This is a genomic window from Orientia tsutsugamushi (assembly GCF_900327275.1).
GTDB lineage: Bacteria > Pseudomonadota > Alphaproteobacteria > Rickettsiales > Rickettsiaceae > Orientia > Orientia tsutsugamushi.
The window spans coordinates 183,694-202,719 of record NZ_LS398548.1 but is presented as its reverse complement, the minus strand read 5'-3'; the positions used below and the strand labels follow the sequence as shown (position 1 = coordinate 202,719).

The window sequence follows — 19,026 nt, the reverse complement described above, 5'->3', positions numbered from 1 at the left end:
CTTCTAATACTCTTTTTAGCTAAGTATATCGCCTTAATAAATGTTATATATTAAATCTCTTTGTGCATATATTAGTTACCTCTTACAAATTGTTGTAGTACTTAACTTTATCGGAAGTTTATACTTTACCCATGAATCTATTAACAGCCTAGTTATAATTGTTGCTGAATACATAGAAGATAGTATACCAATTGCTAGTGTTATCGCAAAACCTTTGACTGCTCCAGTACCAAATATATAAAGCAGAATTGCAGCTAATAAAGTAGTAATATTGGAGTCAATAATAGTGGCAAAAGACAATTTAAATCCCTCTCTAACTGAATATAAAATCGAGCTTCCATTTTGTAACTCTTCACGTATTCGTTCATAAATTAATATATTAGCATCAACAGCCATACCGATAGTTAATATTATACCAGCAATTCCTGGCAACGTTAATGTTGCTTGTAACATTGATAATATTGCCAATATATATATCAAACTAAAAAATAATGCTATATTAGCAAATAATCCTAAAATGCCATATATACATAACATAAAAATACATACCAAAACGAATCCAATGTAACCAGCCAATTTACCTGCCTGAATTGAGTCACTTCCAAGAGTTGGGCCTATTGTTTTTTCTTCTATAACGCTTAATGCAGCTGGCAGTGCTCCAGATTTAAGTAATAGGCTAAGTTCTTTTGCTGATTCGATAGAAAAATTGCCAGAAATCATACCTGCTCCTCCTAATATTGGTTCAGAAATAACAGGAGCACTTAACAGTTTGCCATCTAAAATAATAGCTAACCGTCTACCTTGGTATTCTTTTGTAATATCAGCAAACAATTTAGTTCCTAAGCTATTAAATGTGAATGAAACTACAGGCTGAGAATACTTATTAAAACTTACGTTTGCATTAGTAAGCAAATCTCCGCCTATTGTTGGCTGTCTTCTTACTAATAATTTATTTTCTGGATTATTCTGTTCCTTAACTAGCATCAAATCTTTAGATATGTGCTGATCTTGAGCAACAGTTCCACTATCAACAATGTTAAAAGTAAGCTTTGCTATTTTGGTAACTAAATTTTTTAAATGTTTAGGATCTTCAATTCCTGGCACTTCTAATATTATGTTGTTATCTCCATGTTTTTGAATATTTGCTTCGGTTGTTCCACTACTATCAATTCTCATTCTTATTATTTCCATACTATTTTCTATCAAAGATTCTCTTAACTCTGATAATTTATGATCTGTGAAGCTAATGTGTAGCTTATTATTTTGACTAAACTTAATTAGTATACTTGTCTCTAAGTTGCGCAATAAATTTTCTACTTTAAAACGAGCTTCGCTATCTCGTAACTCTAAATGAATATATTGCTTTTGAATTTTTAACTCTTTGTAACCAATTTTATTATTTCGTAATTCTTTTCTAAGATTTCCAACAATAATATTTAATTGCTCTGTAACATAGGTATCAAAATCTAACTGGAGCAGAACATACGACCCTCCTTTTAAATCTAATCCTAAGTTAATAGTTTTTTGAGGTAACCATTGATATTTTGTAGTATCAAAAAAATTCGGAACTACGAAGCAAAGTGCTGTAGCTGTAATTAGTACTGTAATAAATATTTTATTAAATAAGAATTGCTTCATTTACTGCCTTTTGACGCTGGTTTTCTACTAATAACATCAGCAATAGCTGCTCTCAAAATTTTGATTTTAGTACCAGGAGCAATTTCAAGTGTTATAATATCAGTACTTTCATCAATACTAACAATTGAAGCATATATTCCACTAGTTGTAATAACTTGTTCTCCTTTTTTTATAGTGCGAATAAGTTGTTCATGTTCTTTCCGCTTTTTTTCTTGAGGTCTAATTAACAAGAAATATACTACTGTAAAAACTAAAACTAATGGTATTATATTAATCCATTCCCAGTGAATAGCTGTCTTAGTATCATCGAGTGTTTGATCTACTACTGTTATATTATTGTTTGTATTATCAGTATTGATGTTATTAGCTTGTGACATATTATTCAATATTTTAAATTGTTGCTATAGATAATTTAAGCTTTTATCATAAAATCTAATATTTTGCACTAAGTTTATATCTGTATGTTATTTTTCAAACTTACATTATGATATAGCATAAATCAAAAAGTAAGTTACATCAGAAAAGAAATGAAATAATGAAATTAATAAAAGAAACAGAAGATAATGCATGCTGTAACTATGAATTGAGCTCAATAGGTCACATGTGCTATGGTAAAAAAGCTTATTATTACACATGAAAAGAAGTATGATAGCTGGTCTTTGAAATGGTAAAGTTATTGCTCATTTTTTTATTTGAAAGCAATTGCAATAAAAGTATTTTTGAGTCTTACATACAAGACAATGTGTTAAAAATCAAGAAAAGATGTAAGTTTTTATAAAATTATTATTTCTAACGTTAGTTTAGGATCAAAAAAAGTATGAAAGGTATAATACAAAAGGTTTACAAGAGATATTATGTAATATCTTTAAATATAGTTTCAATTAATAACAGTTTATTTATTGCTCATATGTCTGTAAATGCAAATTTAGGATAAGAAACAATTAGAAATATGTAATATACAAGTATTATAAATGTCAGTTTAGGATAAGGAGTCATGAGAAGAAGAAGAGATAAGATGGAGATTAAGTTTAGAGATAGAATAACTAGCAAGAGAAGCAATTATATGAACAAAGAATTAACATTAACACTGCCTATAAGCAAAATTGGTCTTCTAAGGCAGATAATATCAGTATGAAGATTTATATATGTTTGGCATAATAATTTTTTTCTACCTATTTTCTACCTTTTGCATAAAAATTTGACTGTAATTTTGTAAAAAAATTATTTTCTAAAACACCTACTATAGCTGTATTTTTGGAGATGAAAAATGCGACCTGTAGTATTCGATATTTTAACCAATGGTTGTAATTTTGTTAAAAATAATAGTAACAATAATGACACAATATTTTATAACTTTATTGGAAGTATCATTCCACCAGAATGGAGAAAGCTAACTGGAGATAATGGAAAAGCATTAAGTAAAACATCTAAACAGCTTTTATCCTTTATAGTATATAGACTACATATCTATTACAACAAAGATATAGATGAATTACAGGAAAGTTATCAGCTTTATGAAGATAAGCTGAATGTTGGTCAAAGAAGAGTTAGGCAATGCTTAGTAGAATTAAGAGATGCAGGTTTTATTGAAGTCGAAAATAGGACAATAATTAAAGACAACTTTAAGTTGCATAATGTTCCATGTATAAAACTTCTAAAAAATTTTCAGCGTTTCACTGAAAAAGAAACAAAAGGAGAAAAAATTATTGATCTAACCCAAAAAATTTTTCGCTCCAACCTGAAAGAAATTTCAGGTGAACCTGAAAAAAGTTTCAGGTACATATATAGATATAATAATAATAAAAAAAATAATAATAGATCTAGATCTACTGAAGATAAGTTAGTAGAGAATGATCAAAATAAAAATGAAGATCAACAGCAAAATTTGAAGTTTAAATATACGGAATATGATGATTTTATAGAAATTGAGTTAGTAGAAAATGAAAAAGAAAATCAACAGCAACAACAGAATTTGAATTTCTATGAGCTTAGTGATGTTAGTAATGACAAGCCATCAAACAAGGATTATGAGCAAAATAGTGAGTTAGCAACTTCAGCTATTACTAAGGATTCAGAGGTTGAAAAGAATGAATGCTACCCCAAAAGAAAAAGACTAGCAGATTATTATCCACTAACACCAGAAGATGCAGTTATACTACAACGTATGTCTAGTAGAAGCTTCAACATATACTTCATAAATCAATTACTGTTGAAGTTATCAAATAAATATTCATTCCGTCATTTTGCAAATAAGATAGCAGTGCTAAGCTATATGGCAAAAGCGTTAGCAAATGAATTACTAACTACTGATCAGGCTAATAGTGGAAATTTTAGATTTAATGATGTAGGAAGATTTAAAGAACAGTATCTAGCAAATATTGAATCTAGTACAGATCGTAGTATGAAGGCTCAGTTGAAGCGTAAAATAGCTGGAGTCTTTGAAGCAGATATGGCTTATCAAATTTTGACATCTTGTGATTTTGGAGCAGCGGTTAAAAACAAATATTACATCAAGTTGATTAAGAATATTACACTGTCAGATCATATTAAATTCAAGATACTACAGGAGGTACAAGCTGTGTATGGCAACGATATTGAGCAGTTACAAGTTATACCATTTGACGAATCAAAACAAGTTACCAATAGCATAACTGAGTATCAAAAAACAACAGTTTTACAGCAACAAATAAGTGATGAAGATCACCTTTCAGAACTTAGTAAAGAGCTAGGCTCCAACTCAGTTTGGTACAAAGTACGAGAATCTTTGATTAAAAGTTACGGTCAAGCTATCGATAAATCATGGTTTAGCAAATTAGAAGTTATAAATGAAGATAATGTTAATAAAAAAATATTCATTAAAGCAAAAACAGAATTTGAAGACAGTTACATCAGAGAGAACTATCTGAAAGATCTTGAGCCCGCTTTTAAAGCTCAAGGATTTTCTTTTGAGTTAGTTAAGTTTAGTAATTTTAATAAAATTTAAAGGGTGATATGGAAAAAGATCTTGCAAAGATTGCTCCAAGTAATATTCAGGCAGAGCAAATGATACTTGGTGCAATTCTGATTAACAATCGTGCGCTATATAACATTAACGAATTTTTACTGCCGGAACATTTTTATGAACCATTACATGGTAAAATATACAAGTCAATTAATCTCATTATTAGTAAAGGAATTAGCGCTACTGTAATTTCGCTCAAAAATATGCTAGGCAATGAACTCGCATTTGAGGAAATAGGTGGAGTGGATTATCTAGCTAAACTTACAACGTTAGCATTAAGTATAGTTAATGTTAATGAGTACGGCAAAATAGTATATGACCTTGCGCTGCGGCGTTATTTAATTGAAATTGGAGAAAAAATAGTAACAAATGCATATTCTTCTACTTTAGCAGATTTAGCTATAACTCAGATCGAAACTGCTGAATCTCAATTATATGATCTAGGTGCAAGAGGAACTTTAAGTAAAGGATTTACAAAATTACAAACTTCAATTGAAGAATCATGGACATCAATTTCATCTGCTATTAAAAATAAAAACTCTATTAACGGTATTAGTAGTGGACTACTTGACCTTGATTCAAAGCTTGGAGGATTTAAAAATTCTGACCTAATAATATTAGCTGGCAGGCCATCAATGGGTAAAACTGCTTTAGGAGTTAACTTAGCAATAAATGCTTGTAAATATTTTCTTACTCAAAAAAATACTAAAGATAATGTAGTGCCATCAGTTGGATTCTTTTCTTTAGAAATGTCATCTCAGCAAATCTCAACTCGAATTCTTTCTATAGAATCCGAAATTAATAGCTCTGCATTATTTAACGGTAAAATAGGTGAACAAGATATTGATAAGTTAAAGACTGTACAAAATGAAATACAAAAGTGGAATTTTTTTATAGATGATGCTCCTGCAATCTCGATATCTGCAATTAGATCTCGAGCTCGTAGACTTAAACGTACTCATAATTTAGCAATATTATTTGTTGATTATTTACAGCTAATAAAAATTGATAACAGAGTGAGTCAGTATAATCGAGTGCAGGAGATTTCTGAAATTACTCAGAGCTTAAAAGCTCTTGCTAAAGAGCTCAATATTTCAATAATTGCGTTATCTCAATTATCTAGAGCTGTAGAACAAAGGTCAGATAAAAAGCCTATTCTTTCAGATCTAAGAGAATCAGGCTCAATTGAACAGGACGCCGATATTGTAATGCTTATATATCGTGACGAATATTACTTGTCTAGATCAGAACCGAATCCAGATTCTAAGGACTACAAACTATGTGCCTCAAAATCAGAAGAACATATGTTATCTAATGCTTGATGTCATAAGATGAAGATTCATGTGTTAGTGGATCTGATGGAATATATTCGTATGCATCGTAAAATACATCATCTGGTTGTAATTCAGAATGATGTGCAATTTCGCTTGTTGATTGCTCTGGTGTACTCTCTTGTGCATCATAGAATATCTCCTCTAACATCTCTAATTGAGAAACAATTAGTAGCGTAATGTATCCAAGCCTGAATGAATGTATCTTGTGGCTGAATTCCTAACCGTCCTAATGCCCATATGGAATTAGCTAAATCTTGAGTATTAAATTTCTCAATACTTTTAGTAGCGTGATGTATCCAAGCCTGAATGAATGTATCTTGTGGCTGAATTCCTAACCAGCCTAATGCCAATAGTGAATTAGCTAAATTTTGAGAGTTAAATTCATCCATTAGATTTATAGCTTTATTTGCCCAGGCATCAATAAACTCATGACCTATAACATAGTTTAATTTTGCAAATTGATATAAAATTGTTGCTAAACCTCTAGCATCAAACTGCAATCTATTGTATCTTGTATCTTCAGTTTGCAGTAAAAACAAAGCTCTATTATAAATCTCTGTTATAATAGTTCCTGACAATACATCTCTATCTCTAAGGGTCTGGCATAATTGGATGCTGCCCATTGCTTGGATATTAAATTCTCTATTGCTCCTACGATGCATATTCTAAGCTCCTTATATAGGTTGACTGTGTAATACTAAATATATCTTTTGACTAAAGAGTATAATATACATTAATCGAATAATATATATCATGCCATTCTTTTAGAATCAATCTGTAGTTAAGTCCTTCTTCAAAATCAGAACTTAAGCAAAAAATTAAAAATCACTTTTAATTTCAGTTTAGAATAAAAAAAAAGATGAAATATATAATGTAAAAGGTCTAAATTGACATCTTTTGATAAAAAGGTCAACAATTTAGAATATTAAAATTTTTAAAGAATAATGAAAGCACTTAAGCCTACCTTTGTAGTATTATCATTACAGGTTTAATAGTTAGTAATGATTAGCTAATTAACGAGATTTCGTTGTTCATTGATAGAGTATGTGACTCAATATGAGTGATGAAGAAGTCTTTGTATATGTCTCTAATGAAGGTAGTGCTATTATTTGAAAGCATATAACACTTGGAAGACTATTATAGAACTGTTCTCCAGATTTATGGTAAGGAGGATCGAAATAAACAAAGTCATTTTGTTGAGGCTCTATAAATGAAAAATCTGTAGCATAAATTGATACACCATGTAAAAGGTTGCTGCATTGGTTTATTCTAGATGCAATGTGGAGTTTAATGTAGCATTCACCAGAAAATGTTTGAGCAGATTGTCCGTTTTTGTAGACTCTATAAATTCCTCTAAAAGAATATTTATTAAGATATATAAATTTTGCGGTAATTTCATTCGGATTATTACTATATTTGTTTTTAACTTTATAATAATAATCCTTTGAATGATGTTTGTGATATAAACTCAGTAATCTATTGACCTCATTAGGATTATTTTTAACAGCATTATAGCTAGTAATTAAATCAAGATTGATGTCAGACAAAAAACATTGTTTAAAAAGATGCCTAACTTGAAAAAATAAAGCACCTCCACCAAGGAATGGTTCATAGTAATTATAGTGTGGACCTTGAGGAAGATGTTCTATTAATTTATTAACAATTCTTCGTTTACTACCAATCCAATGAAGAAAAGGCTTAGACTTATTAGCAACAGCTACTGACACCTGAAGTTTAATTAATCTCTGTTAGTTGAATCTCTATTGAGATTATACCAGAAAACAGCTTGTAGTGCTAGTAATAATAACGCTTACAAGGCTTTTTATGTATCCTTTTTGAATAAGATTTATTATAACCATAAGCAAGGAATGTGATAATTTCGCATCAACATTAGATTATTATGCAAAAATTTAACCTAAAAATTAAAAGATTTTAATAGACTAATAAAAATTACAATACTGCTCTATACCTTATATTATCTAGGTTTCAAAACTTTAATGATAATAGGTTGAAGATTAAATGCAATAAAGAGTTGAGCTTTTACTATTAATCTTCAGAAACCATTTTTCAAACAAAAACAGTAGGGGAATTCTATGTCTCTTGGAAACGAAGGTCAACAGAAAAATAAAAGTATATTTAATAAAAATATACAGTCAAAACTGTTACTAAGACATCTAGCAGCTGGTGATAAAGAGCTTTTAAAACTTACACATCAAATTAAAACACTAAACTTAAATATAATAGATGTATTCAAACAGCTCAAAAGTGAGTCAGAAGATGTTAGAACACTTCAGTCCGAAATAATAGAAAATAAAAAATCAACATTAAGGGAAGCCATATGTCATATACCAATCAGCTTAGCTAACAGTTAGCTAAGCTTGCTATTTTAAATTTCTAAAAAAACAAAGTTAATAAACTTAACCATAGGAGAATAATATGGAAAATAACAATATATATTTGATTCAATATATTAGGCATATAGTAAATAACTGCAATAAAACAAAGCAGAATATAGTAGAACTAGTAGGATATAAGCAAGATGCAATAGCAAAAATAACAGATACGTTAGGCTCACTTGATGAACTAATAAATCATCTAAATGATAAAATTTGTGTATTTAGAAAAAACATAGAATCAAAGAATGTAGAACTAGAAAATTTTAGCCTACAAACCTTTGTAACGGATGCTGTTGCTAGACTAAAAGCAATTGCTGAAGATGATAGAATAGATCTAAAAAGCAATTTTCAGGCTAATATAAAAGACAGTATTATTGGAGATAGTTTACGAATAAGAGCTGTACTAAGCCAGTTAGCTGAAAGTGCTATTATACATGGCACTAAATGTACAACGATTAATATTTGTGTTCATTTATTACCTTCTAAAGATGGAAAAACAGATTCAAAAGATAAAATATTACAATTTTTAGTACAAAGCACAGGCCCTAGCATTCAGAAAGAAAAATTGCAAAAGATGAATTCTGAACTAAGCAATTCGAATTTAACAAAACATCAAGAGCTAGGACAAGGGTTGGTGTTTATAAAACAGCTTACACATCAAATGAAAGGAAATCTCAAAATAGATCAAGGAAGTAACTACATATCTTCTTCGTTTGAAGTGCCAATTCAATTATATACCTAAATTAGGATGCAACTATGCAAACGGAAGCCATATGTGATATACCAGTCAGCTTAGCTAATTGTTAGCTAAGCTTGCTATTTTAAATTTCTAAAAAAACAAAGTTAATAAACTTCACCATAGGAGAATAATGTGGAAAATAACAATAATGATCTAAATGATAAAATTTGTGTATTTAGAAAAACCATAAAATCAACGAATGTAGAACTAGCAAAATTTAGCCTACGAAAAATGCTAAATGGTACTATTGCAGCAATCAGATTAATTGCTGAAGATGAAAATATAGAGCTAAGGGAAAAATAGGAAATGACATATACGATATTATTACTGGAGATAGGTTTCGAATAAGAGCTGTACTCACTCAGTTAGTTGGTAGTGCTATTATGCATAGTACAAATAGCAAAGTTAGAGTTAGCATTGATTTTTTGCCTCCTAAAAATGAACAATCGAATTCAAAAGATAGAATATTGCAATTTGTAGTGCATAGCATAGGAGCTGGCATTTCAAAAAACAAATTACAAGAGATGAACTCTGAATTAAAAAAACCACACTTAATTAAGCATCAAGCATTAGATTCAGGGTTAGAACTTATCAAACATCTTACATATGAAATGAAAGGAAGCATTAAGATAGACAGTAAAGAAGGGCATTATACAAAGTTTTTAGTTAGCATTCCAATACAAATTAGTAATTTAAATTCACAACATTAGTCAAATGGAGAATATTATGAAAAATAAAAAAAAGAATATCAATAAAACAAAAGACATTTCTCAAGATGTCTGGACAATTCATCTACCACCTATTTCAGCCAAATTAGTATCTACAGCTAAGGAAAGAAATATTTATCTTCGTACCGAAAATATGAATGCAGATAAATATATTGGAATGAAAATAAAGCTACAACAAGCGGAAGATTATCTAGAGGAAGCTGAATCAATGAAGCAATATTGTATAGATTTGATTCAAAAAATTAAATATATGTTTGATCTTGCTACTGCTAAAATCAGACATCTAGCAGATGATCTACTATGTGGGCAAAATGATTTCAAAGAAGATGAATATAAAACTACTAGCTTAACAAGAATACTTAATTGTGTTGCTAACCTACAAGACTGCTGTAACAGTATGGTTTACTCACTTAGAGACCAAATTGAGCTTCAAAACGTACATTTAAAAAAATTTAGCATACAAAAACTATTGAAGGATACAATTAGTTCGCTGAAAGAAATTGCTGAAGATAGAGAAATATCGCTCAGTTACAATGTTCAGGACAACATAAATGACATTGTTATTGGAGATAGTTGTCTATTGCAAACTATACTTAGTCAATTAATAAGTGGAGCTATTAGAGTTAATAAAAGCTGTCAGGTTGATGTTATAGTTAGGTTATTTACTTCGCCGTATCGAAAGGTAAATGAAAAAGACAGAATATTAAGATTCATAGTACGTGATAACGGAAAAGGTATTTCACAAGAAAAACTACAAGAAATAAATGCAAAATTTACTGATTTGCATTCAATTAGAGATCCAGAAATATTAGACTCGAGTCTAGGATTTACAAATTACATTGTTAACAAACTAAGTGGAAAATTAGAGATAAAGAGCGAGGCAAATAAGTGCACAGCTATTACTTGCGATATACCAGTACAACTTAATTAAAAGATATGGAAGCATTTTATGAGTCATACTATAAAATCTGGAGATTTTGGTATTCAAGCAAAAGTAAATAATACTATTAGAGCACTGAAGCCATTCACAGAAAATAAAGGAATAAATCTTAGCTGCAACTTCAAAAATGATATAAAAGATTTAATCATTGTAAATAGTTTTCAAATACAGGCAGTACTAATACTATTAATTGGCAATGCTACTAATAGTCAATGCAGAGAAATTAGCGTTGAAGTTGATTTGCTGCCTTCTGCAAATCAAAAGACAAATTATAGAATATTACAATTAATTGTTTTTGATAACGGAATTGGAATTTCAGCTGAAAAAGTAAAAAAGATAAATAATGAGCTCAGAAACTTACATATCAAAAGCTATGCAGTACTAGAATCTGAATTACAACTCGTTAAACGTTTTATACATGATATAACTGGAAAAATTAAACTAAAAAGTCAGCAAGACAAGTATACAGCTTTCACGTGTAGTATACCTATCGAAGTTCGCTGAGAAACTGAAAATTAGAATTATTAATGGGGATGGAGGAAATAATGTTGGCATTTTTAAATTGTGAACATATCAATAAACTACTTGATAAGCTGGACTTGATTAATCATAGTTTTAATAAACGCATTGATCTTGATAAACACATTGATCTTGATAAAGTTGAAAAAGCAATATTTTATGCCCAAAAATATCATGGTCAGCAAAAGAGAGATACAGGAGAACTATACTACACACATCCATTAGAAGTAGCTTATATGATATCAGACTACAGCTTTGAAACAGATACGATTATTACAGCAATACTACATGATACCATCGAAGACACAAAACTAACTAAAGAAAAGATAGCAATGGAATTTAATGATAACATTGCCGAGCAAGTTCTAGCTCTTACAAGAAACAGAGGTGGTAAGAAAACCAGTTCCATGAAAATGATTCAAACATTAGTGAATCAAGATAAAGTAGAGCTATTACTAATCAAACTATTGGACCGATTGGATAATATTAAAACTATATTCATAAAGCCAGCCAAAAGAAGACAAGAAATCATACTAGAAACGCAGCAAGAATTTATACCTCTTGCTGAATATCTTAAATTACCAGAAATTGCTATAGAGCTAAATAAATACTGTGAGCGTTATGCTACCTAATAAACTAACGTTTAATAGGTGGTTAATGTAGTGAATTGCAGAAATTAAAATTTAATAAGATAATGTTCATGTAAGTTATTTTGTTGTATAATTTAAAAAGAGCACAAAATAATATGAAAAACATATGGATGTATCAAGATTTTTAGACCCAAAGAATGATATAGCATTTAAAAAGATATTTGGATCAGAAAAAAACAAGGACATACTAATACATTTTCTGAACGATATATTATTGTTTGAAGGGAATAAAAAAATAACAGAAGTAAAGTTTTTAGGAACGATATTAGATGCAGACATAGCATCCAAAAAAGAATCAATAGTAGATGTTTTGTGTAAAGATAAAAACGGAACACAATATATAATAGAAATGCAAGTAGATCCTACACAAGGATTTGAAAAAAGAGCCCAGTATTATGCCGCAAAAGCATATGGTAGGCAACCAAATAGAGGAAAGGAAGGAAAATACTCAGACCTAAAGGAAGTTATATTTATAGCTATAGCAGATTATAAATTGTTTCCAAATAAAGAAGACTATATATCAAGGCATGTAATATTGGATAAAAAGACATATGAGCATGATCTAAAGGACTTTTCATTTACCTTTATAGAATTACCAAAATTTAAAAAAAAGAGAGTGGAAGAGTTGAATAATATAACAGAGAAGTGGTGCTATTTTTTTAAACATGCAAAAGAAACAACATTAGATGGATATAGTAAAATAATAGGTGAAGATTTAATAATAAAAAAAGCGTATGAGGCATTAGATCAGTTTAATTGGAGCGAAGATGAACTAATAACCTATGAACAAGAGTTAAAGCGTATATGGGATAATAAAGCAGTAGAAGATTATAAACTCGAACGCGCTAAAGCTGAAGGTAAAGCTGAAGGCATAAAGCTCGGTGAGATTAAAGGTAAAGCTGAAGGTAAAGCTGAAGGTAAAGCTGAAGGTAAAGCTGAAGGTAAAGCTGAAGGCATAAAGCTCGGTGAAGCTAAAGGTAAAGCTGAAGGTAAAGCTGAAGGTAAAGCTGAAGGTAAAGCTGAAGCAAAAAAAGATTTTGCAATAAAATTATTGAAATCTGAATTATCAGTTGAGACAATTGCTGAATATACGGATTTATCAATACAAGAAGTATTAAATTTAAAAAATAGTGTAAAATAATAATGAATATACAACACAAAATCTTACTTTTGATGTGTTGTATGCTACTTCTATTAGATGCTTTATATCACACTACAAGTTCTATACTATACTGAACATTGAGAAGGCCATTCTTTAAGGCCTCAATGTCCTTAACATGACCGCACCATTCTTGACGAAAACTATTCCATTTTAAGCCATGAAGGCGAATGTGGCGCTTAGTGTTTTCGTCTGGTTCAGAGGAAAATTTTAAAATCACAGCAGCTTTATTTTGCTGTTCTTTATCAAAAATATCTTTACCTATTGTAGTCCAATGATCCTGAACATTTGGATGTAAAGATAGCTGGTTCAAAAAAAAGTAGCATTATTTTTTGAACTCTAAGATTTAAGACTATATCTCTTAATATTTAGGAATATTTTTTGATATATAGTCTATAATCTAGAATAATAAAACATTCTTAACTTATGAACATGTGACTCTGTACCTTGATTCTAAAAATTAATCAGTTATGATGTGGAGATTGCTTTTTTTTAATTTTTTTGCAAGTTCATTTGCTAACTGGTATGCGTACTCATCATCATAATCATATTTAACAGCCAGTTCACAACTTTCCATTGCTTCTTGATGTCGCCCTAATTCCTTCAAAGCAGCTCCTTTATTAACATAAGCTAGTGCAAAATCTGGTTTATACTTAATAGCTAAATCAAAATTCTCTATTGCATCTTGATATTGTTCTAGTGTACATAAAGCAGTTCCTTTATTATTGTAAGCATTTGGTAAATCTGGTTTATACTTAATAGCTTGATCATAATTTTCAATTGCTTCTAGTAGCTTATCAAGCTTTTTCAAAGCATTTCCTTTATTAACATAAGCTAGTGCAAAATCTGGTTTATACTTAATAGCTACATCATAATTTTTAATTGCCTCTTGATGGTGTCCAAGTTCGCATAAAGAAACTCCTCTATTAATATAAATACCTAGATTAGTTGAATCATATTGAATAGCTTGATCATAATTTTTAATTGCTTCTTGATATTGGCCTAATTTGTCGTCTAAAGATATTCCTTTATGATAATAAGCTTCTGCATCATTTGGATTGTATCGAATAGCAGTATCAAAATTCTTTATTGCTTCCTGATGTTGTCCTAGTTCGTATAAAGAAAGTCCTTTAGAATAATAAGCTTCTGCATCATTTGGGTTGTATTGAATAGCAGTATCAAAATTCTTTATTGCCTCTTGATGTTGTCCTAGTTCGGATAAAGAAAATCCTTTAGAATAATAAGCTAGTGTAAAATCTGGTTTGTACTTAATAGCTAAATCAAAGTTCTCTATTGCTTCTTGATATTGTGCTAATGCCCTTAAAGACATTCCTTTACTAACATAAGCTTCTGCAAAATCTTGTTTATACTTAATAGCTATATCAAAATTCTTTATTGCCTCTTGATGTTGTCCTAGTTCGTATAAAGAAAGTCCTTTAGAATAATAAGCTTCTGCCAAATCTGGTTCATATCTAATAGCTGTATCAAAAATTTCTATTGCCTTTTGATGTTGTGCTAATGCCTTTAAAGCCATTCCTTTATTAACATAAGCTTCTGCAAAATCTGGTTTATACTTAATAGCTATATCAAAATTCTTTATTGCCTCTTGATATTGTCCTAGTTCGTATAAAGAAAGTCCTTTAGCATAATAAGCTTTTGCCAAATCTGGTTCATATCTAATAGCTGTATCAAAAATTTCTATTGCCTTTTGATATTGTCCTAATTCCCTTAAAGCAATTCCTTTATTCATATAAGCTTCTATAAAATCTGGATTACACTTAATAGCTACATCATAATTTTTAATTGCTTCTTGATATTTTCTTAACTGAAAAAATGAATTCCCTTTACTAAAATATTTGTTTGCTAGCATATCTTTACCCTAAAATTAAATACTGTTATATGAGCAGATTATTTTGATGCAACAGATGTAACTGTATTAATAATACTGTCATATATTTCATATGATTTATAAAAATTACCCTTTAAATTTTTGATTAGCTGTGATAATTGCTAAATCAAATGTGCTGTTACAAATTTTCTTTTTTACAGCCTTATTTTTAATACTATCAGAGATTTCATCAAAATTCTTTATTTTTTTTTATTATTACCATCAGTTATGTTACTCTGAAATTCTTACTCTATATTTTCTATCAGTAGTGATATTGCTAGCTATGCATATAGTTTGAACTATTATCTAAGATACAAGCTCAAGTTTATACTGAACATTGAGAAGGCCATTCTTTAAGGCCTCAATATCCTTAACATGGCCGCACCATTCTTGACGAAAACTGTTCCATTTTAAGCCATGAAGGCGAATGTGGCGCTTAGTGTTTTCATCTGGTTCAGAGGTGAATTTTAAAATCACAGCCGCTTTATTTTGCTGTTCTTTATCAAAAATATCTTTACCTATTGTAGTCCAATGATCCTGAACATTTGGATGTTGTGTTAAAGTTTCTTTTAGTGAAACAATTGCACCAAATAAAGTATTTGCTGATAAGTGATCAAGCTTAGCTTTAGCAACTAATCCACCCATTTCGATAAGACGTCGAGTACGCATTTTACGTTCTTTAATTTTAAGGTTAACCTCATCCATGATTAGCCTAGCCTTTTTTTGTTGAAGAGTAATTTTTTGCTGCATAAGATTTGCCATGTTAGTAATTCAGAAAGATAAAAAAATCAGGCAAGAATATATCAAAATAAAATTCCAGTAAAGAAAAAAAACCGCGCCTACCAAACCAACATCAAATAATTATAGTCAAAAAAACGTGAATTCAAGGTTAGAAGCTTCATTGAAAAATAAGCTTACTACGCAATACGTAAACTTGAAAGTTTACTGTTAAAAAATGAGTACTCATTAACCGATTGAATGTTAAAAAAAAAGAAGTTTGTGCTAGCAAAATCAAAAAAACCATGCTAACTTAAAACTCAGGTGAGAATTGGTATTGAGATGGCGATACAGTTTACAAGGATTGAATTTTTAAGTAGAAGTACAGGAGGTGATAGTTGTCGTAAGGCAGCGTATAATGCAAGAACTATTGTTGAAAACGAGAAGACAGGTATAAAGTATAACTTCTCTCGTAAGAAAGATAATGTATATCATACAGTGCTGATACCGGATTATGTAAATCAAGACTTCAAGAATATTCAAACATTAATGAATGAGGTAGAACGAACAGAAACAAGAGAAAATAGTAAGTTGTTGAAGGATATAGTAATAGCATTGCCAGACGAGAAGGAGCTAAATTTAGAGCATAGAATAGAACTAACTCATCGAATAGTTGATGCAATGGAATGGGTGCAAAATGGTCTTGGAGTACAGATAGACATTCATAAGCCTCAAACAGGAGATAAAAACTGGCATGCACATATATTGGTTACTACAAGAAGATTTAAAGAGAATGGTGAAGAATTGGGTGATAAAGCTGTTGACTTAGAGGCTGAATTTATAACAGTAAAAGGTCAGTGGCGTATTATTAAAGATTCCAAGATGATTCATGAAATAGCAAAAGAAGAAACTAATGCATATTTCGCTGAATTAGGCTTACCATATAGAGTTGACGAGACAAGCGAAGTACCTGGAAAGCATATTGGACCTCGTAGAATTAGGAATTTAATTAATGAAGTAGTAAATGAAAATGAGTTACGTAAAGAGGCTCATTTGAAGATTATTAATGATGCTGACGTAATAACAGATTCTATAACACATTACAAATCTATTTTTACTAAGCAGGATGTTGAAAAAGCTGTTCAAGATATACTATATTCAGCGAAAGCAGAAAGGGAACTGTTAGTTCAGCAAGTGCTTAGTTCAAATAGAATACTAGAATTATATCATGATGATGGTGAAAGTAGCAAATATTTTACGACAATTGAGGTTCGAAATGAGGAGACCAGAATAATCAGAATAGCTAATAAAATCAATAATCAGGTTTATTACAACGACATTTACAATCTTAAAAGTGATATCGAAGGTCTAACAAATGTTAGTGAGGAACAGAAACAAGCGCTAAGGCATATTTTGCTTAGCACTAGTGGAGTTAGAGTCTTGAGAGGAAGAGCTGGTACAGGAAAATCTTATGTTTTAATAAAAGCGCATAAGCTCGCAACAAATCGTGGACAAAAAGTTATTGGTCTTGCCCCCACTCATAAGGCAGTATCAGAGCTGAAGAGCAAAGGTTATACTGATGTCTATACAGTAAAAGGATTTTTGTATAATCGAAAAAAAATTTTTATGCAAGACAGCTTAATAGTAGTAGATGAAGCTGGAATGGTAGGTACTAAAGCTTATGCAGAGCTGTTTAGAGTAGTTAGAAACAATAATTGTCAACTGATACTTGCTGGAGATGAAAAGCAGTTAGCTTCAATAGAAAGAGGCGGAATGTTTGAGATGCTGAGTAATAATTTCGGTTCGCATGTTTTAATAGATATTCGCAGACAAAGTGAAAACTGGAGCAGAGAAGCAGCAATGAAGTTTGCTGAGAGTAATATTTTAAGCGGTATAACCTTACTGAGACAAAATAAATGTGTTAAGTTTGATAATACATTACAGGACTCAATGAGTAAGTTAATATACAACTGGAGTCTAAGCAAGTTTAAGCTACATGAAAAATTGGTAATTACAGTACGTAATAAAGATGTCGACATTCTTAATTCAAGTATTAGGTCTTTGTTAAAAGCAAATGGTACGCTACAAGGCACAGAATATAGGCGTTCAATAGCTGGAAGGAAAGAGTCCTATATGGCAGGAGATAGAATCGTATTTCAAAAAAGCGATAAGGATTTACAAATACAAAACAGTGAATTTGCAACTTTAACTTCTGTTAATAAAAATGAATTTGTAGCTAAGACAGATGCAGGAAAAGAGGTGAGTTTTGATCCTAGTAAAATACAATTTAAACATGGCTATGCAAGTACTATTTATAAGGCTCAGGGAGCTTCTATAAAAGATGTATACGTTTTGCATAATGGAGTAAGTAATATAAGCAGCTCATATGTAGCTATGACAAGGCATATAGAGAGCTTGCAGCTATATTGCAATAAGAAAGCTACTGTAAGCATTAACAGTTTAATAAATCAGCTCAGCAGACCAAATGATAAATCAGCTAGCATAACTCTGAAAACTGCTCATGATTTGGAGAAAGAACGGACAAAGACAACTGTTTTTAGTAAAGTTTTTAGTAAAGTTGAAAACTGGTTTAAGTCTATAATCAATGATATCAATGATAGATCTCATGTGAATGAAGAATATTATCATTTTACCGCTAAACCAGATCAAGAAGCTAAAGTAGAAAAAGTCCAGCTCAAAGATATTTCTACTCCATTATTTATGCAGATCAAAGAACAAAGACAATATGATTATGATGTAACCATTCTGTCTGCAGAAGGAAAAGCGATATCAAGTTTTCAGAAGGCTGGCATTGATAGCAGAATGGTATATAGCTCAAATGTAAATAATTTGAAGTACTATCAACCATTTCAAGGAGAAAAGATTCTTATAGCTGCAAATAATTATAAACAGAATAAAGAATATGTAAGCACTATAAACGAGGCTGCAAAAGTACTGACAAGCAAAGGAGCAATCACTAGCATCGTAGTTCCTTCAGAAGGTGAAGATTTTAACGAAATGCTAAAAAATAAAGGAGCCACAGCTGTTAAGGAGCTTATGATACCTGAAATCATGAAGTTAATTAATACTCAGAACGTAAAAACAGAGTCTGAACAAGTGGTGAAAACTAACATAGCTCCAAAAATTGGAGTTAGACGGTAGTGCTGAAGATTTGAAATTGAATGTAAGCTATTCATTCACAGGGCGAATTACAAAATGAGATAAAAAATGATAACCGAAAGCGATTTTTGTAATTCGCATTATGCCTTGCTAAGAGAATATTGGAAGCGCTGGAATTTTGAAGATCTGCATCTGTT

The 19,026-nt window shown here is 30.4% G+C and carries 18 protein-coding genes and 3 pseudogenes; 12 read left to right on the top strand and 9 right to left on the bottom strand.

Annotated elements, in window-relative coordinates; translation table 11 throughout:
* Positions 1 to 75 precede the first annotated feature (75 nt).
* The 3 genes and pseudogenes from secD to DK405_RS16005 form a co-directional block, all read right to left on the bottom strand.
* The gene (gene secD, locus DK405_RS01025; protein WP_045912948.1) at positions 76 to 1,638 is read right to left on the bottom strand and encodes a protein translocase subunit SecD; all 1,563 of its coding nucleotides are present in this window, start codon (positions 1,636 to 1,638) and stop codon (positions 76 to 78) included.
* On the bottom strand, positions 1,635 to 2,015 hold the full coding sequence (gene yajC / locus DK405_RS01020; protein ID WP_045912949.1) for a preprotein translocase subunit YajC: 381 nt from the start codon (positions 2,013 to 2,015) through the stop codon (positions 1,635 to 1,637). Before yajC ends, secD begins: the two co-directional genes overlap by 4 nt.
* A 602-nt stretch (positions 2,016 to 2,617) precedes the next feature.
* Positions 2,618 to 2,713: pseudogene (locus tag DK405_RS16005) on the bottom strand (IS982 family transposase); the annotation flags it as partial.
* A gap of 192 nt (positions 2,714 to 2,905) precedes the next feature.
* Here DK405_RS16005 and DK405_RS01010 point away from each other — a divergent pair.
* On the top strand, positions 2,906 to 4,621 hold the full coding sequence (locus DK405_RS01010; RefSeq protein ID WP_109510558.1) for a DnaA N-terminal domain-containing protein: 1,716 nt from the start codon (positions 2,906 to 2,908) through the stop codon (positions 4,619 to 4,621).
* 8 nt (positions 4,622 to 4,629) lie between these two features.
* A complete protein-coding gene (locus DK405_RS01005; RefSeq protein WP_109510557.1) occupies positions 4,630 to 5,961 on the top strand; it encodes a replicative DNA helicase in 1,332 nt (443 codons plus the stop codon).
* Here DK405_RS01005 and DK405_RS01000 read toward each other — a convergent pair.
* From DK405_RS01000 to DK405_RS00990, 3 genes are all read right to left on the bottom strand, one after another.
* Positions 5,951 to 6,121 carry a hypothetical protein gene (locus tag DK405_RS01000; RefSeq protein ID WP_231967548.1) on the bottom strand — a complete coding sequence of 57 codons (171 nt, stop codon included), beginning with the start codon at positions 6,119 to 6,121 and terminating at the stop codon, positions 5,951 to 5,953. The genes DK405_RS01005 and DK405_RS01000 overlap by 11 nt on opposite strands.
* Positions 6,099 to 6,551 carry a hypothetical protein gene (locus tag DK405_RS00995; RefSeq protein WP_231967546.1) on the bottom strand — a complete coding sequence of 151 codons (453 nt, stop codon included), beginning with the start codon at positions 6,549 to 6,551 and terminating at the stop codon, positions 6,099 to 6,101. Before DK405_RS00995 ends, DK405_RS01000 begins: the two co-directional genes overlap by 23 nt.
* A 453-nt stretch (positions 6,552 to 7,004) precedes the next feature.
* A complete protein-coding gene (locus DK405_RS00990) occupies positions 7,005 to 7,700 on the bottom strand; it encodes a DNA adenine methylase (protein ID WP_410522026.1) in 696 nt (231 codons plus the stop codon).
* Positions 7,701 to 8,066: 366 nt separating this feature from the next.
* On the opposite strand from DK405_RS00990, the gene DK405_RS00985 reads away from it, so the two are divergent.
* The 8 genes from DK405_RS00985 to DK405_RS00950 all read left to right on the top strand — a co-directional run bounded on the left by DK405_RS00985 (position 8,067) and on the right by DK405_RS00950 (position 13,086).
* Positions 8,067 to 8,345: a hypothetical protein gene (locus DK405_RS00985; protein WP_045915527.1), complete on the top strand. Its 279-nt coding sequence runs from the start codon at positions 8,067 to 8,069 to the stop codon at positions 8,343 to 8,345.
* Positions 8,346 to 8,409: 64 nt separating this feature from the next.
* Complete coding sequence (locus DK405_RS00980) at positions 8,410 to 9,111, top strand: sensor histidine kinase (RefSeq protein ID WP_064613070.1); 702 nt, start codon at positions 8,410 to 8,412, stop codon at positions 9,109 to 9,111.
* 129 nt (positions 9,112 to 9,240) lie between these two features.
* The gene (locus DK405_RS13550; RefSeq protein WP_231967545.1) at positions 9,241 to 9,411 is read left to right on the top strand and encodes a hypothetical protein; all 171 of its coding nucleotides are present in this window, start codon (positions 9,241 to 9,243) and stop codon (positions 9,409 to 9,411) included.
* 80 nt (positions 9,412 to 9,491) lie between these two features.
* Positions 9,492 to 9,818, top strand: a complete 327-nt coding sequence (locus DK405_RS00975; protein WP_231967543.1) for an ATP-binding protein — start codon at positions 9,492 to 9,494, stop codon at positions 9,816 to 9,818.
* Positions 9,819 to 9,834: 16 nt separating this feature from the next.
* A complete protein-coding gene (locus tag DK405_RS13545) occupies positions 9,835 to 10,767 on the top strand; it encodes a sensor histidine kinase (protein WP_231967541.1) in 933 nt (310 codons plus the stop codon).
* An 18-nt stretch (positions 10,768 to 10,785) separates the two neighbouring features.
* Complete coding sequence (locus DK405_RS00960) at positions 10,786 to 11,280, top strand: ATP-binding protein (protein ID WP_109510556.1); 495 nt, start codon at positions 10,786 to 10,788, stop codon at positions 11,278 to 11,280.
* A 41-nt stretch (positions 11,281 to 11,321) separates the two neighbouring features.
* Complete coding sequence (locus tag DK405_RS00955; RefSeq protein ID WP_109510555.1) at positions 11,322 to 11,927, top strand: HD domain-containing protein; 606 nt, start codon at positions 11,322 to 11,324, stop codon at positions 11,925 to 11,927.
* 124 nt (positions 11,928 to 12,051) lie between these two features.
* Complete coding sequence (locus tag DK405_RS00950) at positions 12,052 to 13,086, top strand: Rpn family recombination-promoting nuclease/putative transposase (protein WP_109510554.1); 1,035 nt, start codon at positions 12,052 to 12,054, stop codon at positions 13,084 to 13,086.
* 67 nt (positions 13,087 to 13,153) lie between these two features.
* On the opposite strand, the pseudogene DK405_RS00945 reads toward DK405_RS00950, so the two are convergent.
* The 3 genes and pseudogenes from DK405_RS00945 to DK405_RS00935 form a co-directional block, all read right to left on the bottom strand.
* A pseudogene (locus tag DK405_RS00945) lies at positions 13,154 to 13,408 on the bottom strand (conjugal transfer protein TraD); the annotation flags it as partial.
* A 156-nt stretch (positions 13,409 to 13,564) separates the two neighbouring features.
* Positions 13,565 to 14,974, bottom strand: coding sequence for a tetratricopeptide repeat protein (locus tag DK405_RS00940; protein ID WP_109510552.1), 1,410 nt, complete (start codon positions 14,972 to 14,974; stop codon positions 13,565 to 13,567).
* 324 nt (positions 14,975 to 15,298) lie between these two features.
* On the bottom strand, positions 15,299 to 15,754 hold the full coding sequence (locus tag DK405_RS00935) for a conjugal transfer protein TraD (RefSeq protein WP_045915087.1): 456 nt from the start codon (positions 15,752 to 15,754) through the stop codon (positions 15,299 to 15,301).
* A 297-nt stretch (positions 15,755 to 16,051) separates the two neighbouring features.
* Here DK405_RS00935 and DK405_RS16000 point away from each other — a divergent pair.
* Positions 16,052 to 17,584: pseudogene (locus DK405_RS16000) on the top strand (AAA family ATPase); the annotation flags it as partial.
* Between the two features lie 477 nt (positions 17,585 to 18,061).
* Complete coding sequence (locus DK405_RS15995) at positions 18,062 to 18,871, top strand: conjugal transfer protein TraA (protein ID WP_458692996.1); 810 nt, start codon at positions 18,062 to 18,064, stop codon at positions 18,869 to 18,871.
* Positions 18,872 to 19,026: the final 155 nt, after the last annotated feature.

Excerpts from the sequence above, each read along its gene's own strand:
- secD (WP_045912948.1), bottom strand. The coding sequence starts at position 1,638 with ATGAAGCAATTCTTATTTAATAAAATATTTATTACAGTACTAATTACA.
- yajC (WP_045912949.1), bottom strand. The coding sequence starts at position 2,015 with ATGTCACAAGCTAATAACATCAATACTGATAATACAAACAATAATATA.
- DK405_RS01010 (WP_109510558.1), top strand. The coding sequence starts at position 2,906 with ATGCGACCTGTAGTATTCGATATTTTAACCAATGGTTGTAATTTTGTT.
- DK405_RS01005 (WP_109510557.1), top strand. The coding sequence starts at position 4,630 with ATGGAAAAAGATCTTGCAAAGATTGCTCCAAGTAATATTCAGGCAGAG.
- DK405_RS01000 (WP_231967548.1), bottom strand. The coding sequence starts at position 6,121 with ATGTTAGAGGAGATATTCTATGATGCACAAGAGAGTACACCAGAGCAA.
- DK405_RS00985 (WP_045915527.1), top strand. The coding sequence starts at position 8,067 with ATGTCTCTTGGAAACGAAGGTCAACAGAAAAATAAAAGTATATTTAAT.
- DK405_RS00980 (WP_064613070.1), top strand. The coding sequence starts at position 8,410 with ATGGAAAATAACAATATATATTTGATTCAATATATTAGGCATATAGTA.
- DK405_RS00975 (WP_231967543.1), top strand. The coding sequence starts at position 9,492 with ATGCATAGTACAAATAGCAAAGTTAGAGTTAGCATTGATTTTTTGCCT.
- DK405_RS13545 (WP_231967541.1), top strand. The coding sequence starts at position 9,835 with ATGAAAAATAAAAAAAAGAATATCAATAAAACAAAAGACATTTCTCAA.
- DK405_RS00960 (WP_109510556.1), top strand. The coding sequence starts at position 10,786 with ATGAGTCATACTATAAAATCTGGAGATTTTGGTATTCAAGCAAAAGTA.
- DK405_RS00955 (WP_109510555.1), top strand. The coding sequence starts at position 11,322 with ATGTTGGCATTTTTAAATTGTGAACATATCAATAAACTACTTGATAAG.
- DK405_RS00950 (WP_109510554.1), top strand. The coding sequence starts at position 12,052 with ATGGATGTATCAAGATTTTTAGACCCAAAGAATGATATAGCATTTAAA.
- DK405_RS00940 (WP_109510552.1), bottom strand. The coding sequence starts at position 14,974 with ATGCTAGCAAACAAATATTTTAGTAAAGGGAATTCATTTTTTCAGTTA.
- DK405_RS00935 (WP_045915087.1), bottom strand. The coding sequence starts at position 15,754 with ATGGCAAATCTTATGCAGCAAAAAATTACTCTTCAACAAAAAAAGGCT.